General features: G+C 71.3%; 19 protein-coding genes and 1 tRNA gene. 10 read left to right on the forward strand and 10 right to left on the reverse strand.

Going from position 1 to position 16526, the window contains the following annotated elements:
* Positions 1-45: 45 nt before the first annotated feature.
* Both ACIBI9_RS10830 and ACIBI9_RS10835 read left to right on the forward strand, forming a co-directional pair.
* A complete protein-coding gene (locus tag ACIBI9_RS10830) occupies positions 46-978 on the forward strand; it encodes a hypothetical protein (protein ID WP_397221747.1) in 933 nt (310 codons plus the stop codon).
* A 116-nt stretch (positions 979-1094) separates the two neighbouring features.
* Positions 1095-2177, forward strand: a complete 1083-nt coding sequence (locus ACIBI9_RS10835; protein ID WP_397221748.1) for a pentapeptide repeat-containing protein — start codon at positions 1095-1097, stop codon at positions 2175-2177.
* A 74-nt stretch (positions 2178-2251) separates the two neighbouring features.
* Here the strand turns inward: ACIBI9_RS10835 and ACIBI9_RS10840 are convergent.
* Positions 2252-2324: transfer RNA gene (locus tag ACIBI9_RS10840), tRNA-Ala, on the reverse strand.
* A 75-nt stretch (positions 2325-2399) separates the two neighbouring features.
* Here ACIBI9_RS10840 and sigJ point away from each other — a divergent pair.
* Positions 2400-3290 carry an RNA polymerase sigma factor SigJ gene (gene sigJ / locus ACIBI9_RS10845; protein ID WP_397221749.1) on the forward strand — a complete coding sequence of 297 codons (891 nt, stop codon included), beginning with the start codon at positions 2400-2402 and terminating at the stop codon, positions 3288-3290.
* Positions 3291-3301: 11 nt separating this feature from the next.
* Here sigJ and ACIBI9_RS10850 read toward each other — a convergent pair whose 3' ends face one another.
* The 7 genes from ACIBI9_RS10850 to ACIBI9_RS10880 all read right to left on the reverse strand — a co-directional run bounded on the left by ACIBI9_RS10850 (position 3302) and on the right by ACIBI9_RS10880 (position 8231).
* Positions 3302-3832 carry a Clp protease N-terminal domain-containing protein gene (locus ACIBI9_RS10850; RefSeq protein ID WP_397221750.1) on the reverse strand — a complete coding sequence of 177 codons (531 nt, stop codon included), beginning with the start codon at positions 3830-3832 and terminating at the stop codon, positions 3302-3304.
* A gap of 4 nt (positions 3833-3836) precedes the next feature.
* A complete protein-coding gene (locus ACIBI9_RS10855) occupies positions 3837-4052 on the reverse strand; it encodes a helix-turn-helix domain-containing protein (protein WP_192786846.1) in 216 nt (71 codons plus the stop codon).
* A gap of 401 nt (positions 4053-4453) precedes the next feature.
* Positions 4454-5284 (reverse strand): metal-dependent hydrolase, encoded by an 831-nt coding sequence (locus ACIBI9_RS10860; RefSeq protein ID WP_397221751.1) that lies wholly within the window; start codon positions 5282-5284, stop codon positions 4454-4456.
* Positions 5281-6510, reverse strand: a complete 1230-nt coding sequence (locus ACIBI9_RS10865) for a CynX/NimT family MFS transporter (RefSeq protein ID WP_397221752.1) — start codon at positions 6508-6510, stop codon at positions 5281-5283. The genes ACIBI9_RS10860 and ACIBI9_RS10865 overlap by 4 nt, the downstream gene beginning before the upstream one ends.
* A gap of 225 nt (positions 6511-6735) precedes the next feature.
* Positions 6736-7116: a hypothetical protein gene (locus ACIBI9_RS10870; RefSeq protein WP_397221753.1), complete on the reverse strand. Its 381-nt coding sequence runs from the start codon at positions 7114-7116 to the stop codon at positions 6736-6738.
* Positions 7113-7475, reverse strand: coding sequence for a hypothetical protein (locus tag ACIBI9_RS10875; RefSeq protein ID WP_350740632.1), 363 nt, complete (start codon positions 7473-7475; stop codon positions 7113-7115). Before ACIBI9_RS10875 ends, ACIBI9_RS10870 begins: the two co-directional genes overlap by 4 nt.
* Before the next feature lie 66 nt (positions 7476-7541).
* Entirely contained in the window at positions 7542-8231 is a 690-nt protein-coding gene (locus ACIBI9_RS10880; RefSeq protein WP_397221754.1) for a TetR/AcrR family transcriptional regulator, read from the reverse strand.
* A 43-nt stretch (positions 8232-8274) separates the two neighbouring features.
* Between ACIBI9_RS10880 and ACIBI9_RS10885 the strand changes: the two genes are divergently transcribed.
* On the forward strand, positions 8275-9630 hold the full coding sequence (locus ACIBI9_RS10885; RefSeq protein ID WP_397221755.1) for a DHA2 family efflux MFS transporter permease subunit: 1356 nt from the start codon (positions 8275-8277) through the stop codon (positions 9628-9630).
* Positions 9600-10094, forward strand: coding sequence for a DUF523 domain-containing protein (locus ACIBI9_RS10890; protein WP_397221756.1), 495 nt, complete (start codon positions 9600-9602; stop codon positions 10092-10094). Before ACIBI9_RS10885 ends, ACIBI9_RS10890 begins: the two co-directional genes overlap by 31 nt.
* Here the strand turns inward: ACIBI9_RS10890 and ACIBI9_RS10895 are convergent.
* Both ACIBI9_RS10895 and ACIBI9_RS10900 read right to left on the reverse strand, forming a co-directional pair.
* Positions 10039-10473, reverse strand: coding sequence for a hypothetical protein (locus ACIBI9_RS10895; protein WP_397221757.1), 435 nt, complete (start codon positions 10471-10473; stop codon positions 10039-10041). The genes ACIBI9_RS10890 and ACIBI9_RS10895 overlap by 56 nt on opposite strands.
* A gap of 93 nt (positions 10474-10566) precedes the next feature.
* Entirely contained in the window at positions 10567-11100 is a 534-nt protein-coding gene (locus tag ACIBI9_RS10900; protein WP_397221758.1) for a hypothetical protein, read from the reverse strand.
* Positions 11101-11127: 27 nt separating this feature from the next.
* Here ACIBI9_RS10900 and ACIBI9_RS10905 point away from each other — a divergent pair, with 27 nt between their 5' ends.
* From ACIBI9_RS10905 to ACIBI9_RS10925, 5 genes are all read left to right on the forward strand, one after another.
* Positions 11128-11805 carry a response regulator transcription factor gene (locus ACIBI9_RS10905; protein WP_397221759.1) on the forward strand — a complete coding sequence of 226 codons (678 nt, stop codon included), beginning with the start codon at positions 11128-11130 and terminating at the stop codon, positions 11803-11805.
* Positions 11806-11815: 10 nt separating this feature from the next.
* Entirely contained in the window at positions 11816-13114 is a 1299-nt protein-coding gene (locus ACIBI9_RS10910; RefSeq protein WP_397221760.1) for a sensor histidine kinase, read from the forward strand.
* Positions 13115-13155: 41 nt separating this feature from the next.
* Positions 13156-14163: a lytic polysaccharide monooxygenase gene (locus ACIBI9_RS10915; protein ID WP_397221761.1), complete on the forward strand. Its 1008-nt coding sequence runs from the start codon at positions 13156-13158 to the stop codon at positions 14161-14163.
* Positions 14164-14321: 158 nt separating this feature from the next.
* Positions 14322-15692, forward strand: coding sequence for a Dyp-type peroxidase (locus ACIBI9_RS10920; RefSeq protein ID WP_397221762.1), 1371 nt, complete (start codon positions 14322-14324; stop codon positions 15690-15692).
* 131 nt (positions 15693-15823) lie between these two features.
* Complete coding sequence (locus tag ACIBI9_RS10925; protein WP_397221763.1) at positions 15824-16507, forward strand: GAP family protein; 684 nt, start codon at positions 15824-15826, stop codon at positions 16505-16507.
* Positions 16508-16526: the final 19 nt, after the last annotated feature.

Genomic DNA, 16526 nt, shown 5'->3' on the forward strand with positions numbered 1-16526 from the left:
CCAGGCGTATTGGTGGACATCAAATCGGATTTCTGGAGGAAGCACATGAAGCGCGCGACCGCACCGGCCCGGCCGCTGATCGCCGTCGGGGCCGGCCTGGCCGCCCTTGGCACCGCCGCGCTGCTGGGCCTGCCGAGCCTCGCGAAGGCACCGGAGGCACGGCTCACGGCCGCGGCGTCGGCTCCGCCGGAGGGCACGTATTGGCATACGAGAGTGCTGTTGAAGCGCACCAATCCCCGGCAGGTCGGCAGCGGCGCGAACCGTTACTGGGTGGTCCAGCAGTCGCTCACCGAGGAATGGTCCGCGCCCGACGGCAGACGCTGGGGCGGGTACCGGGAGCTGGGGGCGTACCCGAAGAGCGCGGCGGACCGCGCGGCGTGGCGCCGCGACGGCTCCCCCACCAAGTGGACCCGCACCGCCGACGGCCAGACCGTGTCGCTGTCCACCAAGCCCGCCAAGGGCCACGTCACCCCCGTACGGGGTGAGAACACGTTCTTCCTGGCTGGCCAGCGGCTGACGTACGACGAGGTCCAGCGGCTGCCCGCGGACCCGAACGCGTTGAAGACCTGGCTCGGGCAGGCCGCGCGGGTCTCGCAGGTTCCGGAGAACGGCGTGGACAGGTACATCACCGGGGCGCTGCCCACGCTGCTCCACCGGCTCCCGGCGCCGAAGGAGGTCCGCGCCGCGGCCTACCAGGCCCTGCTGACGATGCCCGGCGTCCGCTCCGGCGGAAAGGCCGTGGACGGCTCCGGCAGACCCGGCGCGGCCCTCTCGATCAACTATGAGCCGGTCAGTCAGAAGGAGGAGAAGATCAAGGTCACGACCGACCTGGTCGTCGACACCGGCACGATGCTCCTGCTGTCCGAAAGCCAGACGAGCTTGATCAACGGCAAGGTGTTCCCGAACAAGACCATGACCCAGACCGTGCTCCAGGCCGGCTGGACCCAGGCCGAGCCGGCCGTACCCGCCCTGCCGTAGGGCGGACGACAGCGCGGAGGCCCGTCCGGGCGATTCCGGACGGGCCTCGCCTCCAAGCGGAACGCGCTTTCGCCGGCCCCATCCCCGTGCAGGCCTTTGTCGGCTTTACTTGCTTCATGCAGCGCATGCGGACGCTCGCGGGCTGGTTCGTCGCAGGTCTTGAGCAGGCCTTCTCCGACGGCCGATACCCGTCGATCAAGGGGGTGTCCCGCGCGGAGTTCGACGCACTGCCCGTGAAGGAGCGCATCGAGGTCAGGGCGCTCGCCACGCAGAACAGAATGCAGTTACTCTCCACGGCCGGGGTGCTGCTTGGGCTGCTGTTCACGGCGGCAGGGCTGTTCTACACCGCGCGCTCGCTCGACGCCACGCAGGAAGGCCAGATCACCGAGCGTTACACGGGGGCCATCGAGCAGATCGGCTCGAACACGCTGGAGGGGAGGGTCGGCGCGATTTACGCCCTGGAGAGGATCTCCCGCGACTCGCCGCGCGACCAGCGGACTGTCGTGGACGTGCTCGCCACGTACGTGCGCGAACGCTCCCCGAAGAAGGCCAAGGGAAAGGACCAGCGCACCCCGGCGGACATCCAAGCGGCGCTGGCGGTGATCGCCAGGAACAAGCCCGCCGGCACGCCGCCGCCGACAGGACCGCCGTGGTCCGCGCAGCACTGGGTGAACTTGTCCGGCATCCGCGCCACAGGCCTGACGCTGGTCAACGCCGACCTGTCCGGCGCGGACCTCACCGACACCGACTTCGGCAACCGCGAATACATAGAGAGGACGGACGGCTCCATCAGGTGGGTGCGCAGTTTCCTCGACCACGCGAATCTCTCCTACGCGGACATAGGCGATTCGACCTGGATCCGGGTGTCACTGTCCGGGGCGAACCTCACCGGGGCGTACTTCGGCGGGTCCGACCTGACGAACATCGACCTCAGCGGGGCACGGCTTCCCGGTGCGAGTCTCATCGGCGCGAAGGTCCGGTACGCGGACCTGGACGGTGCCGACCTCACCGGCGTCGACCTGGCCGGCGTCGACTTCACGGGCACTCACTTCCGTGGGGCCGACCTCACCGGTGCCAAATGGCCCAGTGACCAGGGGAAGATCGACCTGCGCGGCGCCGACCTCAGCGGCGCCAAGGGCGTCCCGTCGGACGACGTCCTGAAGAAGATCGCTCTGATGGACGACCAGACCCGGCTCTGACCGGCGTTGTCCACAGATGCGAAACCGCCCCTGACCTTGAGCCGTTTCGGCAGGTCAGAGGCGGTCTGATCGGGTGGAGCTATGGGGATTCGAACCCCAGACCTCCTCCATGCCATGGAGGCGCGCTACCAACTGCGCCATAGCCCCTTGCGATCACCAAGTGTATCGGAGATCGGGAGCCCCCGTGTCACGCCGAGGGCCTTGTGGTACGTCTATGGTTTTATGCCGACCTTTGAAGACCACCGGAGCCTGCTGACCGGAGTCGCGTACCGGATCCTGGGCAGTGCCGCCGACGCCGAGGACGTCGTGCAGGAGGCGTGGTTGCGCTGGTCGGGGGTGGACGAGGCGGACGTCGGCGACCCCAAGGCGTACCTGGTCAGGGTGACCTCGCGGCTGGCCATCGATCGGCTGCGGTGGGCGAAGTCGCGGCGGGAGTCGTACGTGGGGCCGTGGCTGCCCGAGCCGATCAGCACGACGCCCGACGTCGCCGAGCACGCCGAGCTGGCCGAGTCGGTGGAGCTGGCGCTGCTCCTGGTGCTGGAGACGCTGTCGCCGCTCGAACGGGCCGTGTTCGTGCTGCGGGAGGCGTTCGACCTGCCGTTCTCCGAGATCGCGGAGATCATCGGGCGGGCCGAGCCGGCGACCAGGCAGCTCGCGCGGCGGGCGCGGGACCACGTGCGGGAGAAGCGGCCCCGGTTCGACGTGGACAGGGAGGAGCGGCGGCGGATCACCGAGCGGTTCATCAACGCCTCCGCCGAGGGCGATCTCGACGGGCTGATCGAGCTGTTCGCGAGCGGGGTCACGATGGTCAGCGACGGCGGCGGCAAGGCCAGGGCCGCGCTGCGGGTCATCACCGGCGCCGACAACGTCAGCCGCTGGCTGCTGTCGGTCAACACCCCCGCCAACATCGCGGCCTTCATGACCTCGATCGGCATGGCGGGGATCTCCGACCTGTCCTTCGGGCTGGCGACCATGAACAACGCCCCCGCGATGGTCATCTCCGCGGGTGGACGGGTGATCACGGTCGCCTCCCTGCTGATCTCCGACGGCAAGATCGACACGATCTACCTCATCGCGAATCCCGAGAAGATCGCTCACCTGGAGCCCGTCTGACGCCGGTGTGATCAGGCCGTGCGCCGGGTGGGGATCCGGGCCTCGCGGATCAGCGCGGCCAGGTCCACCCCGGCGTCCCGGAGGATCGCGGCGGTGCCGTTGGCGTGGTCGGCGAGCAGCCCCCACAGCAGGTCCTCGCCCGTGACCGGCCCGGGGCGCCACATGGCCACCTCGATCGCCTTCCTGGCGTGCATGGCCAGCGGGGTCTCCCCCAGCGGCCCGTACAGGGTCACCCGCAGCGGCCGCACCCGGGACCGCCGCAGGCTCCACAACCCGGGCTCGTCCAGACCCGCCCTGGTGCGGCGGTGCACGGCGTCGAGGTCGATCCCCAACGTGGCCAGCAGCGACCGCGCGTCGCCCACGTCCACCCGCGCCCGCACGTCGGCCTCGGAGGCGGTGAACGCCGCCAGCGAGAACGGCCGGACCTCGGCCACCCCCAGCAGCAGCACATCGGCGTCGAGCGCGGGCCGGCCCGCGTCGAGCGCGAGTATCCCGGCCTTGACCACGGCCCTGCGGGCCCCCTCGGTGAACCTGGCGAACACGCGGCTACCTCCCCGTCCTGCGAGCATGCTTGCGATGAGCCGACTGCCGCCGAACCCCCAGCGCGTCGGCGATCTGCTCCCACGACCAGCCCTGGGCGCGGGCGTTCGACACGTGCGTCGCCTCCAGCTCCTCCAGCAGGGCCCTGAGCGCGGCCACGGCCGCCAGCCCCACTCCGGGATCGCGATCGCCGGCCGCCTCGGCCAGCTCGGTGACTTCCATGGTGTCAGCATGTGCTGACAAGCACCCGCTTGTCAACACTTGCTGACAAAACCGATCAGAGTCGCGCGATCTGGGCCGAGGTGTGCGGCGGGCGTGGTGATCCTGCCCGACGTCCGCGGGCTCCACGAGTTCTACAAGCAGCTGGCCGTACGGCTGGCGGAGCAGGGCCACCCGGCCGCCTGGGCAGCTCGGCCGTGGCGCTCGGGTTCTGCATGGGCGGGCGCAACGCGTTCTTCGCCTCGGACCCGAGGTTCGGGTTCGCGGGGGTGATCGGCTTCTGCGGGGCGCCGGGGATCGCGGGGCCGTACGGTCCCGGCCCGACGCCGCCCATGCCGAGCACGCCGCCGCCTGCGAGGACGCCTGGAAGCGGGTGCTCGCCTTCCTGGCGAGCCGCTGACCGCCTAGCTCGGGTCGCCGCAGGTGGTGCGCATGGTCAGGGCGGCCTCTTCCAGCTCGAACGCGACCTCCACCCGTCCCAGCTCGGCCGTGCTCCCCACGTGGGTGCCGCCGCACGGGATGGACGCCTCGCCCTCCGGCAGCGAGCAGTGCCACGTGCGGCGGGCGGTCAGCCCCGGTCCAGGAACGTCCAGCCGGACCTGCGCGTCGGCCGCCACCCAGGCCGCGAGCTGCTCGTTCGCCTGCCGGGCGACCTTCCCGAAGTCCAGGCCCTCGGCGGAGAACCCCTTCTTGCGCAACGACTTGCCCAGGCGGTAGACGTCCACGCTGCCGTACGGTTCAATCCGCGACGAGACGATCGCCGCCTGGTCGAAGTCGGGGTGCCCGAGCTGGTCGGTCGCGGCCTCCTTGCGCCAGTGGCCGGCCAGGGCCGCGTTCACGGCGAGCGCGGCCAGGTGGCAGGCGGTGTGGCCGGCCGAGAGCGCCGCCCGGAAACCGGCGTCCACCTCGAGCTCGACCTCCGCCCCGACGGGCAGCGGCGTCTCGGTGACGTGGACGGCCAGCCATTCCCAGCCCTCCGTGCCGCGCCGCACCGGGATGGCGTCGCCGACGAAGACCTCGCCGGTGCTCGACTGGGCCCCTGTCACGCAGTCGACGACCGGCAGGCCCCCGATCGTGCCCCGGTCTGCGGGCTGGTCGGGCCAGGTGTGGTCAAGGGGGTGGAACGGCGTCTCGGCCACGACGAGACCGTGCCGGTCCCCCACCGGCACGGCCCCGACGATCTCGGAACGGCCGCTGGTCCGGCCGTCGGGAAAGGTGACGACGGTGGATCTCATCCGGTCATTCTCGCAGGGACCGCCTGCTCGTCCTCCAGGTAGCGGTTGCGGCCCGCGTACAGGCCGGTGACCAGCTGCGCGACGAGCACCACGAAGATCAGCATGTACGGCAGCGTCCACCCGCCGGTCACCTCGCGCAGCACGCCGACCAGCAGCGGACCGGCGCCGGCGATGAGATACCCGGCGCTCTGCCCGAACGCCGACAGCGCGGCCGTGTTCTCCGGCGTACGGGTGCGCAGGGCCAGCATCATCAGCGCCAGCGGGAACGACCCCATGCCCACCGCCACCAGCGTCACCCAGAGCAGCGCCAGGTCGGTCGGCCCGACCCACAGCCCCAGGAACCCGGCCGCGTAGAACACGACGAGCCCGACCACGGCGGGACGCTGGTCGCGGAAGCGGGAGGCGACGATGGGGACGACGATCGAGACCGGGATGTTCAGCGCGGTGAACACGCCGAGGATCACCCCGGCCTCCGACGTGGTGAAACCGCTGTCGGTGAGGATGGTGGCGAGCCAGCCGAACATCATGTACGCGATCATCGACTGGGTGCCGAAGTAGATCGCGATCATCCACGCCAGCTTGCTCCCGAGGAGGCGGCGGATGCCCGCGTCCCGGCTGCCCGCGTCCCGCTCCGGCTCACTGCGCAGGAGCGCAAGCCACGGAATGGCGGCGACGGCGGCCAGGGCCGCCCACACGCCGAGCGCGATGTGCCAGTCACCCGACGCGCGCTCGATCGGCACGGTCGCGGCGGCGGCCAGCATGGTGCCGACCGCCAGGGCCGTGGTGTAGACGGTGGTCATGATCCCGGTGCGGGCCGGGAAGTGGCGCTTGATCAGCGTGGGGATGAGCACGTTGCCGACCGCGCCGCCGGAGAGCGCCACGGCGCTGCTCAGCAGGAACACCGGGGCGGAGCCGACGAGCGACCTGACCAGCATGCCGACGCCCAGCGTGACGAGGGCGAGCAGGAGCAGGCGGTGCTCGCCGACGCGCCTGGCCAGGGTGGGCGTGATCGCGCCCACGCTGGCGAAGGCGAGGACGGGGAGGGTGGTGAGCAGGCCGGTGCCGACGCTCGACATGCCCAGCGCGCCGGTCAACTGGTCGAGCAGGGGGCCGACACTGGTGACGGCGGTGCGGAGGTTGAGGGCGGCGAGGACGATTCCCAGCACGAGGAGCCAGGCGAGGGGTCCGGTGGTACGGCCTCGTGCCTCTTGGGTCAGCACACTCATGTCGGGGGCGGTCCTCCACTCATCAAGTCATAGGACGAATCGCCATCTTAACAGGACCGAAATATCCATTTATTCCTGGCAGTCTCGGTTGTGAGACGCACAACCCGGGCCAGGACCCGCCGGGCAGCGCGCGGGGACGGCGCACGCTCGGCTCGACCAGCACCACCGCGCGCAGCGCAAGCGGGCGCGGCTATGGGCTGCGGGTTCGGCGCGAGCGGGGGCGGGTCAGCGTCTGTGGCGTAGCACCCAGTAGAGGCCCACGACCGGGAGCACGAGCGGGATGAACGCGTACCCCTTCCCGTACACCGACCACACCGTCTCGTCGGGGAACGCGGCCGGGTCGAGGAGGCTGAGCGTGCCGATGACCAGCACCCCGACCAGCTCGATCCCCAGCCCCACCAGCGCGAGGAGCCGCGCCCCGCGCCAGAGCGCGACGGTGAGGGCGATGTAGACGACGGCCGCGAAGGCCGACAGCGAGTACGCCAGCGGCGCCTGGTCGAACTTGGACACGATCTGCACGCCCGCGCGAGCACCGGCCGCCAGCGAGAACACCCCGTAGACCGCGATCAGGGCACGCCCGGGCCCCGTGCTGATGGAGGTGGTCACGCGCCACCCGCCCAGATCTGCAGCATCCGCCCCGTCATCACCGCGATCGCGAACCCGGCCACGACCAGGATCGCCGACCCCCACCTGCTCCGCTCCGCCAGCGCCAGGAACACCCCGGCGGGCGGGATCACCACCTGGCCCCCGACATAGCCGAAGAGCGTGACCTTCTCGGCGGGCCCCTGCCCCCCGGCCACCGCCGCGATCACGAAGCCCGCCTGCACCAGCACGGCCACCTCGAGCACGGCGAACCCGACCAGCAGCACCATGCCCATCGGCCGGTTGCGGACGGCGACGATCAGGCTCGCCAGCATGAGCAGCAGCGAGACGACGATGACGATCGTGGAGATGACGGTGTTCATCGGGGCTAAGGCTATCCCCAGGGCGCCCCGGTCCCCATTTCGCGGCGCCTGGAAGCGCAGGCGGCGCTACCGCTGCGGGATGGCGCGTTCGATGCCGTCGAGAACCCAGTTGAGGCCGCGTTCGAAGTTGTCGTCCGCCCCCCGCACCCCCTCCTCGATCATCGGCCCGAGCCGCGGGAACTCCCCGCTCTCGACCAGCTCCTTGATGTACGGCTCCGCCACGGCCGCCCGCTCCGCCTCGTTGATCCCCTCCGACCGGGGCGCCCCGCGCTCCTGCGCCTCCCGCACCACGAACCCGGTCATGTAGTCGTTGAACACCGCCAGGAACCGCCACCGGGTCAGCCGGTCGAGCCCCAGCCCGTCGAAGGCGGCCAGCTTCTGCTCCACGTGCCGCAGCGCGTTGGGCCCCACGGCCACCCGCTGCGAGATCAGCTCCACCCGCCACGGATGCCGCAGCACCAGCTCGCGCTCCCGCCGTGCCATCACCAGCAGCGCCTCGCGCCAGGAGGACGGCAGCGGCTCCTCGACGAGCACCTCGGCGCTGACCTCGTCGAGCATCAGCGCGAGCAGGTCCTCCTTGCGCTCGATGTACGAGTACAGCGTCATCGCCCGCGCTTCCAGCTCGGCGGCCACCCGCCGGATCGAGACCGCGGCCAGCCCTTCGGCGTCGGCGACGGCGATGGCGGTGGCCACGATCGCCTCCCGGGTCAGCACCGGGCGGCGTGGCGGCGTGGGACGGGACCAGATCGAACTCACGCCCAGATCCTAGACACTGTACGAAAGTGCTACGGTGTACGACATGCGATACGGCGTACGAAGTTCACTCCGGACAACGGGCCTGGTCGTCCTCCTGGGCGTCGTCATGACGATGCTCGACACCACGATCGTCAACGTCGCGCTCGGCACCCTGGCCCGCGAATTCCACACCACGCTCGCCACCATGCAGTGGGCGGTCACCGGCTACCTGCTGGCCCTGTCGATGACGGTCCCGGTCACCGGCTGGGCCGTGGGCAGGTTCGGCGCCCGGAACGTCTGGCTGGTCTCGCTCGTGCTGTTCGTCGCGGGTTCCGCGCTCACCGCCGCCGCCGGGTCGGTCGGGAGCCTGGTCGCCTTCCGCGCGGTGCAGGGACTGGGCGGGGGCCTGCTCCTGCCGGTCGGCCAGATGATGCTGGCCAGGGCGGCCGGCCAGGAGCGGATGGGCCGCGCGATGGCCATGATCTCGCTCCCGGCGATGCTGGTGCCGGTGCTCGGGCCGCCGCTGGGCGGGGTGATCGTGGAGGGTCTCGGCTGGCGGTGGCTGTTCCTGATCAACGTGCCGTTCGGCGCGGTGGCGCTGCTAGCGGCGTTCCTGCTGCTCCCCCGCGAGCCGGGCGCGAACCCGCAGGGGCTCGACGTGCTGGGCCTCGCGGTGCTCTCGCCCGGCCTGGCCGCGCTGGTCTACGGGCTGTCCGAGATCGGCAACGGGGCCTCCCCGCTCCACCCCGCGCTGTGGATCGGCGTGGCGCTGGTCGCCGCGTTCGCCGTGCGGGCGCTGAGGACGACGGGCACGCTGCTGGATCTGCGGTTGTTCGGGAACAGGCAGTTCGCCGCCGCCGTGGGCGCGCTCGTGTGCTACTCGGCCGCCATGTTCGGCTTCACGGTGCTCGTGCCCCTTTACAGCCAGCTCGCGCAGGGCGGGAGCGTGCTGGAGGCGGGCCTGCTGCTGGCCCCGATGGGGATCGGCGCGGCGATCACGATGCCGGTCGCGGGCAAGCTGACCGACAGCAGAGGGCCGCGCGGCGTCGGCGCGGCGGGCGTGGTCGTGGCGGTGGCGGGCATCGCGGGATTCGCCGCTTTCGGGGGTCTCGTGCCGATGTTCGTCCTGGGGCTCGGGCACGGGCTGGTGTCGACGTCGGTGATGGCGGCCGCGTTCAAGACGCTGGAGCCGGTCGCCATCCCGGCCGCGACCACGCTGAGCACGATCGCGGTGCGGCTCGCCTCCCCGTTCGGCGTGGCGGTGCTGGCCGTGCTGTTGCAGGTGTTCACCAGGACGGGCGTGGAGCGGCCCTTCACGTACGCGTTCGGCGTCGCGATCGCGCTGGCGGCCGTCTCGCTGGTGCCGATCGCGCTCATAGGATCGAAGACATGGAGAGGATCCTCGTCAGCGCCTGCCTGATGGGCCGCCGGGTCCGCTACGACGGTCGCGCCAAGACCAGTTCGGACGCCCGGCTCGCCGCATGGCGCGAGGAGGGGCGGCTGGTGGCGCACTGCCCGGAGGTGTCGGGCGGGCTGCCGATCCCGCGTCCCGCCGCCGAGATCGAGGGCGGCGCGGGCGGGGCGGCCGTCCTGTCGGGGGCCGCCCGCGTGCTGGCGACCGACGGGTCCGATGTGACGGCCGAGTTCCTGTCGGGCGCGCGGTCGGCGCTGGCCGTGGCGCGCTCGCACGGCATCCGGCTGGCGGTGCTGAAGGAGGGCAGCCCGTCGTGCGGCGCGCTGTCGGTCTATGACGGTACGTTCAGCGGCCGGCGCAGCCCCGGCCAGGGCGTCACGACGGCGCTGCTCGAGCAGCACGGCATCCGCGTGTTCACCGAGGACCACGTCGACGAGGCGGCCGACTATCTGCGGACTCTGGAGACGTAGCCCCGCGCACCCTCGACACGTAGAAGGAGCCCGCCAGCCCGGTGGCGAGCAGGACCGCGATCACGCTGTGATACCAGCTCAGCAGCGTGCTCGCCGGGCCCGCCCCGAGGGCCAGCGCCAGGATTCCCATCAGCACCCCGCCGAGCGCGGCCGCGTGGCCGTAGATCAGCCCGTCCCAGGCCCACGCGCGACCGGCCAGCACGCCGTACGCCCCGGCGAGCGTGGCCCCGGCGCACAGCGTCTCCACGATCGCGGCCGGCACGATCACGGGCTCGCGCACCGGGCCGAACGCGATCCCGGCGTGCAGCAGCGCGAACGACAGGAAGATCAGCGCATAGAGCAGCGACAGCCAGCCCAGCGCCCTGCGAAGTGCGTCCATGCGATCCACCCTCGCACCCGGGACGGGGCGGCGAATCGTCCTCAGGGAGGCGGTGCGGATACCACGACCGCCGTAGCCGGCGACCGCCGCCCGTCAGTACTCCCAGGTGTCAGTGCGCTGCTCGTGGCTGATGCAGAACACCCCCGTGCCGTGCTCGCCCTTGACCAGGTCCACCCTGATCCAGCCGGTGGCGCGGGCGACCTTGGCGGTGTAGCCGCTGACCGGGGTGGCCGACACCAGGCGGCAGCCCTCCGGGCCGAGCGTGAACGCCACCTCGCCGCCCTTCACCTTCACCACCTTCAGCGGCTTGCGCGGCGCGGGGCTCTTCATCGGGCTCTCGACCGGACTCTTCACCGGGCTCTTCACCGGGCTCTTCACCGGGCTCTTCACCGGCTTTCTCGGCGCACGACTCAAGCTGGGCGTCGGACTGGGGCTGGGGCGAGGACTGGGACCGGTGACGGTCAACGGGGCTTCGTCGGCCGCGATCGTCTGGGCGACGAAGGGCTCCACGTCCACGTCGTCCACGAACTCGTCCCGCAGCACGCCCCGTACGCCGAACCACGAGACCGACACGGCCACCGCGGTGGCCCCGCACCAGATCGCCGCGTATCGAAGGGCTCGACGCATGAGACGAATTATGTACGGTTAGTGCGCATGGCGACGGTGCTCGTAGTGGAAGACGATGAATTCGTCAGATCAGCGATCATCCACGAGCTCGGCCGGCGCGGGCACGCCGTCCGCAGCGCCGGGTGCGCGCTCGACGCGCTCAGGGAGATCTCGCAGCGCCCGCCGGACGCCGTCGTCCTCGACCTCGGCCTGCCTGACCTGGACGGTTCAGAGGCGCTGCGCATGGTGCGCGGCGTCTCCGACGTGCCGGTCATCGTGGCCACGGCCCGCGACGACGAGACCGAGATCGTCCGGCTGTTACGGGCGGGCGCGGACGACTATCTGGTCAAGCCGTTCTCCGGTGACCATCTCAGCGCCCGGCTGGACGCCGTGCTGCGCAGGGCCAGGTCCGCGCCCGCGCCCCAGCTGTTCCGCGTGGGCGGCCTGGAGGTGGACGTGGGCCGGCGCGAGGCCGCGCTCGACGGCGGTCCGCTCTCGCTGACCAGGCGCGAGTTCGACCTGCTCGCCTACCTCGCCGCCCGGGCCGACCGCGTCGTCACCCGCCAGGAGCTGCTGGCCGAGGTCTGGCGGCAGTCGTACGGCGACGACCAGACGATCGACGTGCACCTGTCGTGGTTACGGCGCAAGCTCGGCGAGAGCGCCTCCCAGCCGCGCTACCTGCACACGGTCCGGGGTGTCGGCGTGATGTTGTCGGCGCCCCGATGAGAGCGCACCGATGAGACGCACTCTGGCGGTGCTGATGGTCGCGGTCACCTCGATGGTCGCGCTGGCCTTCCTCGTGCCGCTCGCGCTGATCGTCAAGGAGACCGCGCAGTCCAGGGCGCTGGCGGGCGCCGAACGGCAGGCGTCCGCGCTGGTCCCGGTGCTGGCGCTGACCACCAGGAGCGACGACCTCGGGCACGCCATGGCCCGCACCGAGGCCGGGCGGCGCGGCCTGCTGGCCGTCCACGTCAAGGGCGGCGCGACGCAGGGCACCTCCCGCGCGCCCGCCGCCGAGGTGACCAGGGCCGCCCGCGAGACCAGGGCGAGCACGGTCGAGCTGGACGGCGGATACGTGCTGCTGCGCCCGGTCGCGCTGGACGAGGACCGGGGCGCGGTGATCGAGGTGTTCGTCCCCGCCGCCGACCTCAACCGGGGCGTCTTCACGTCATGGGCGGTGCTGACCGGAGTGGCCGTGGCGCTGGTGCTCGGCTCGGTGCTGGTCGGCGACCGGCTCGGGGCCCGGGTCGTACGGTCGGCGCGCCGGCTCGGCACGGCCGCGACCGCGCTGGGAGCCGGTGACCTGAGCGAACGCGTCTACCCCGACGGGCCGCCCGAGCTCAAGGCGGCGGCGACCGCGTTCAACGCCATGGCGAACCGCGTCACCCAGCTCGTGGCCGCCGAGCGGGAGCTGGCCGCCGACCTGTCCCACCGGCTCCGTACCCCGCTCACCGCGCTCAAGCTCAGCCTGGACCAGCTCGGCCCGCAGGCGGAGCCCGGCAGGCAGGCGCTGGCCAGGCTGGAGGGCGAGGTGGACACGATCATCGCGGCGGCCCGGCGGCCGTCGCGGGCGGCCAGGTCGTGCGACGCGGCCGAGGTGCTGCGCGAGCGGCTGACGTTCTGGTCGGCGCTGGCGGAGGATCAGCGGCGTCCGTGGGAGCTGGTCGGGGCCACGCTTCCGGTACGGGTGCCCGTACCGGCCGGTGAGCTGACGGCGGTGGTGGACGCGCTGCTCGGGAACGTGTTCAGGCACACCCCGGAGGGCACGGCGTTCGGCGTCACCCTGCACGAGGGCCAGGACACCGTCGGCATCCTGATCGCCGACGCGGGGCCCGGCATCGCGGACCCGGATTCGGCGATGGAGCGGGGCAGCAGCGGCAGCGGGTCCACCGGGCTCGGGCTGGACATCGCGCGCAGGCTCGCCGAGTCGACGGGGGGCCGGCTGCGGCTGGACCGGTCGTCGATGGGCGGGGCCCAGGTGCAGGTTTGGCTGCGTACTGAAATAGCAGCTAAGCCAGCCTTAAAGGACACTTAAGCCCGAAGTTTCGCGCTTTAGGGTGCATCAAGGTGATCTACATGCAGATCACCCGTAAGGCGCTCGTCGCCACCACCCTGGCCGCCCCCACGCTGCTCGTGCTCGCCGTCGCCCCCGGCACGGCCTCCGCGCACGGCACCATGAGCAACCCGCCCAGCCGCACCATGGTCTGCTACAGCGAGGGCCCGGAGAACCCGAAGTCGGCCGCCTGCAAGCAGGCCGTGGCCATCGGCGGCACCCAGCCGCTCTACGACTGGAACGAGGTCAACATCGCCGACGCGGCGGGCCGGCACCGCCAGATCATCCCCGACGGCAAGCTGTGCAGCGCGGGGCGGGACAAATACCGCGGGTTCGACCAGGCGCGGGCGGACTGGCCCGCGACGACCCTGGCGAGCGGCGGCTCCCACACGTTCAGGTACCGGGCGACCGCGCCGCACAAGGGCTCGTTCGAGCTCTACATCACCAAGGACGGCTACGACCCGGCCAAGCCGCTGAAGTGGTCGGACTTGGAGGCCAAGCCGTTCCAGACCGTACAGAACCCGGTGGTGACGGACGGCTTCTACACGATGCCCGCCAAGCTGCCCGCCCGGCAGGGCCGTCACCTGATCTACGCGATCTGGCAGCGCAGCGACAGCCCCGAGGCGTTCTACTCCTGCTCGGACGTGGTCTTCGGCCAGGCCAACCCCGCCCCGGCCCCGACGCCCACCGGCACGCCCACCGCGACCCCCAAGCCCACCCCCACGACTGCGCCGTCCGGGCCCACGTCGGCGCCCACGCAGCCGTCCGGGGACCTGCCGGCCGTCAACGCGGGCGTCGGCGTCGCCCCCGCCGCGGCCAAGGTGGGCCAGCAGGTGAGGGTGACGGCCGTCTGCGGCGGGTCCAGGGTGCGTGACGTGACCTCGAACGCCTTCGCCACCGTCAGGAACCGCCCCACCACGTCTACGGCCACCTGGTCGCAGGCCATGAAGGCGGTCAAGGCTGGCCGGTTCGGGGTGACGGTGCGCTGCGAGAACGGCGGCGTGGCGCGTACCGCTCTCACCGTCGGCTGATCGGGAAAGCAACTCGACCGCTTTCTCGGAAACCTTCTCGCCTTCCCGGGAGTCGTACAGGTGGGGCGCGTTGGAATACGGGGGATTCGTGGAGAGCGTTCCTCGTGCGGCGCGTTAGGGGGCCCGATTTCACATCGAAACGGGGAAGGGACTCGGCAATGCCTGTCGACCTGAACAACGCACAACCTCTGGCCTGGGACTCGGCCACGCTCGACGCGGACACCAAGGCGATGCTCGACAATCTCCAGCCGAACATCCTGCGCGCCCACGTGCGCGAGCACCTGTCCGTGCTGTTCGTCAGGTTCAACGACGTGGCGGAAGGAAAGGCGTTTCTCCGGCACATCGCGACCACCAAGATGAAGTCGGCCCGCAAGCACCTGCAGGAGGTGCGCGACTTCAACGCGAAAGGCAGCCGCGGCACGCCGTACGTGGGCATCGGCATCAGCAAGGCCGGCTACCGCGACCTCGGCCACTCGGTCGAGGACGTGCGCAAGTTCGGGGACAGGGTGTTCCGCGACGGCATGAAGCGGCGCGTCGCCGAGGTCGCCGACCCGCCCGTGGAGACGTGGGAGCGCGCGTACCAGCGGGAGATCCACGCCGTCATCCTGATCGGCGACTCGGAGGCCGAGCCGGTGGCGGCGCTGCGCGAGGAGATCCTCGGCGAGCTGCCGGAGAGCGCCCGGCTGCTCGGCGAGGAGACCGGGCAGGGCATGCGCAACCCGGCCGGCGACGGCATCGAGCACTTCGGGTACGTGGACGGCCGCAGCCAGCCGCTGTTCGTGAAGGACGAGGTGGACAAGGAGCCGAAGAAGCACTGGGACCCGGCGTTCCCGCTGAGCAACGTGCTCGTGCCCGACCCCTTCGCGCCGAACCCCGTCCGCCACCACGGCAGCTACCTGGTGTTCAGGAAGCTCGAGCAGAACGTACGGGCGTTCAGGACGATCGAGCAGGACCTGGCCGACGGCCTGGGCCTGGTCGGCGCCGACCGCGACCGGGCGGGCGCCATGCTCGTCGGCCGGTTCAGGGACGGCACGCCCCTGACCGGCAAGCCCAAGGCGGGTGGCGGGCCGGTGAGCAACGACTTCACCTTCGACGGCGACGACGGCTCCAAGTGCCCGTTCAGCGGGCACATCAGGAAGACGAACCCGCGCTCGTTCGGGCGCGAGGTGATCATGGCGCGGCGCGGGCAGACGTACGGGGAGCGGACCGACGAGCCGTGGGACGACTCGCCGCCGGAGACCCGGCCGAGCGGTGAGGTCGGGCTGCTGTTCATGGCGTTCAACGGCAGCCTGCTGAACCAGTTCGAGTTCACGCAGCAGTCGTGGGCGAACAACCCGGACTTCGAGAACCCGGCCACCGGGCACGACCCGGTGATCGGGCAGGGAGATCGGGACATCAAAGTCGCGTTCCCGAAGGTCTGGGGCAAGCCCGAACTGTCGGCGCCGCAGGCTCAGGTGGCCCAGACGGTCACGATGAAGGGCGGCGAGTACTTCTTCGCGCCGTCGCTGGCATACCTGCGGAACCTGTAACCGGGAAAGAGGCCGGGCCCGTTCGCGGCCCGGCCTCCTCCGGCGCGCCTTCTTGATGCGCAGAAGGATGTACGCCGGTTTCAGCCCGCCGGAGGAGGAGATGCCGGTCGCGGCCCGGCACGATCGAGAGCATGACGATCGGACTGCTGCTCGCACTCGCCGCCCTGGCTCTCGTCGACAGCACCAGCTTCGGCACCCTCGGCATTCCCATCTATCTGCTGCTGGCCTCGAAACGGTCGCGCGGGTTGTTGATCTACCTGGCCACCATCGCTGTCTTCTACTTCCTGGTGGGGATCGCGCTCATGCTGGGGCTGACCACGGTGATGGAGCGCTTCGGCGACGTGCTGCGCAGCGGTCCCGCGTACTGGGTGCAGCTGGTGCTGGGCGTGGGGCTGTTCGCGCTGAGCTTCAGGCTCGACCCCAAGCGGCGCGCGAAGCTGGGCAAGCCCGAGCACCGCTTCGAGCCCCGGGTGGGCGGTCCGCGCGTGATGGTGCTGCTGGGGCTGACCGCCGGGGTGCTGGAGGTGGCGACGATGGTGCCCTACCTCGCCGCAATCGGCATCATGACCACGGCGGAGCTGACCACCGGGCAGTGGGTGCCGGTGCTGGGCGCGTACGTGCTCGTCATGATCCTGCCGCCGCTGGCGCTCATGGGCCTGCGGGCCGTGGCGGGAGCCTGGCTGGAGCCGAAGCTGGAGCGGCTGCGGGCCTGGATGAGCAAGCACGCGGCATCGGCCCTGAGCTGGGGCGTTGCCATCGTCGGATTCCTGCTTGCCCGGGATGCGGCGTTTTATCTGTTCTTCCAGAGACCGTAGGATCGGATGCCTCCGCTGG

This window comes from Nonomuraea sp. NPDC050451, assembly GCF_044458585.1.

What these genes read in the sequence shown, in the direction of transcription:
- ACIBI9_RS10830 (WP_397221747.1), top strand. Translation starts at nt 46, where the DNA reads ATGAAGCGCGCGACCGCACCGGCCCGGCCGCTGATCGCCGTCGGGGCC.
- ACIBI9_RS10835 (WP_397221748.1), top strand. Translation starts at nt 1,095, where the DNA reads ATGCAGCGCATGCGGACGCTCGCGGGCTGGTTCGTCGCAGGTCTTGAG.
- sigJ (WP_397221749.1), top strand. Translation starts at nt 2,400, where the DNA reads ATGCCGACCTTTGAAGACCACCGGAGCCTGCTGACCGGAGTCGCGTAC.
- ACIBI9_RS10855 (WP_192786846.1), bottom strand. Translation starts at nt 4,052, where the DNA reads ATGGAAGTCACCGAGCTGGCCGAGGCGGCCGGCGATCGCGATCCCGGA.
- ACIBI9_RS10860 (WP_397221751.1), bottom strand. Translation starts at nt 5,284, where the DNA reads ATGAGATCCACCGTCGTCACCTTTCCCGACGGCCGGACCAGCGGCCGT.
- ACIBI9_RS10865 (WP_397221752.1), bottom strand. Translation starts at nt 6,510, where the DNA reads ATGAGTGTGCTGACCCAAGAGGCACGAGGCCGTACCACCGGACCCCTC.
- ACIBI9_RS10875 (WP_350740632.1), bottom strand. Translation starts at nt 7,475, where the DNA reads ATGAACACCGTCATCTCCACGATCGTCATCGTCGTCTCGCTGCTGCTC.
- ACIBI9_RS10885 (WP_397221755.1), top strand. Translation starts at nt 8,275, where the DNA reads ATGCGATACGGCGTACGAAGTTCACTCCGGACAACGGGCCTGGTCGTC.
- ACIBI9_RS10890 (WP_397221756.1), top strand. Translation starts at nt 9,600, where the DNA reads ATGGAGAGGATCCTCGTCAGCGCCTGCCTGATGGGCCGCCGGGTCCGC.
- ACIBI9_RS10895 (WP_397221757.1), bottom strand. Translation starts at nt 10,473, where the DNA reads ATGGACGCACTTCGCAGGGCGCTGGGCTGGCTGTCGCTGCTCTATGCG.
- ACIBI9_RS10900 (WP_397221758.1), bottom strand. Translation starts at nt 11,100, where the DNA reads ATGCGTCGAGCCCTTCGATACGCGGCGATCTGGTGCGGGGCCACCGCG.
- ACIBI9_RS10905 (WP_397221759.1), top strand. Translation starts at nt 11,128, where the DNA reads ATGGCGACGGTGCTCGTAGTGGAAGACGATGAATTCGTCAGATCAGCG.
- ACIBI9_RS10910 (WP_397221760.1), top strand. Translation starts at nt 11,816, where the DNA reads ATGAGACGCACTCTGGCGGTGCTGATGGTCGCGGTCACCTCGATGGTC.
- ACIBI9_RS10915 (WP_397221761.1), top strand. Translation starts at nt 13,156, where the DNA reads ATGCAGATCACCCGTAAGGCGCTCGTCGCCACCACCCTGGCCGCCCCC.
- ACIBI9_RS10920 (WP_397221762.1), top strand. Translation starts at nt 14,322, where the DNA reads ATGCCTGTCGACCTGAACAACGCACAACCTCTGGCCTGGGACTCGGCC.
- ACIBI9_RS10925 (WP_397221763.1), top strand. Translation starts at nt 15,824, where the DNA reads ATGACGATCGGACTGCTGCTCGCACTCGCCGCCCTGGCTCTCGTCGAC.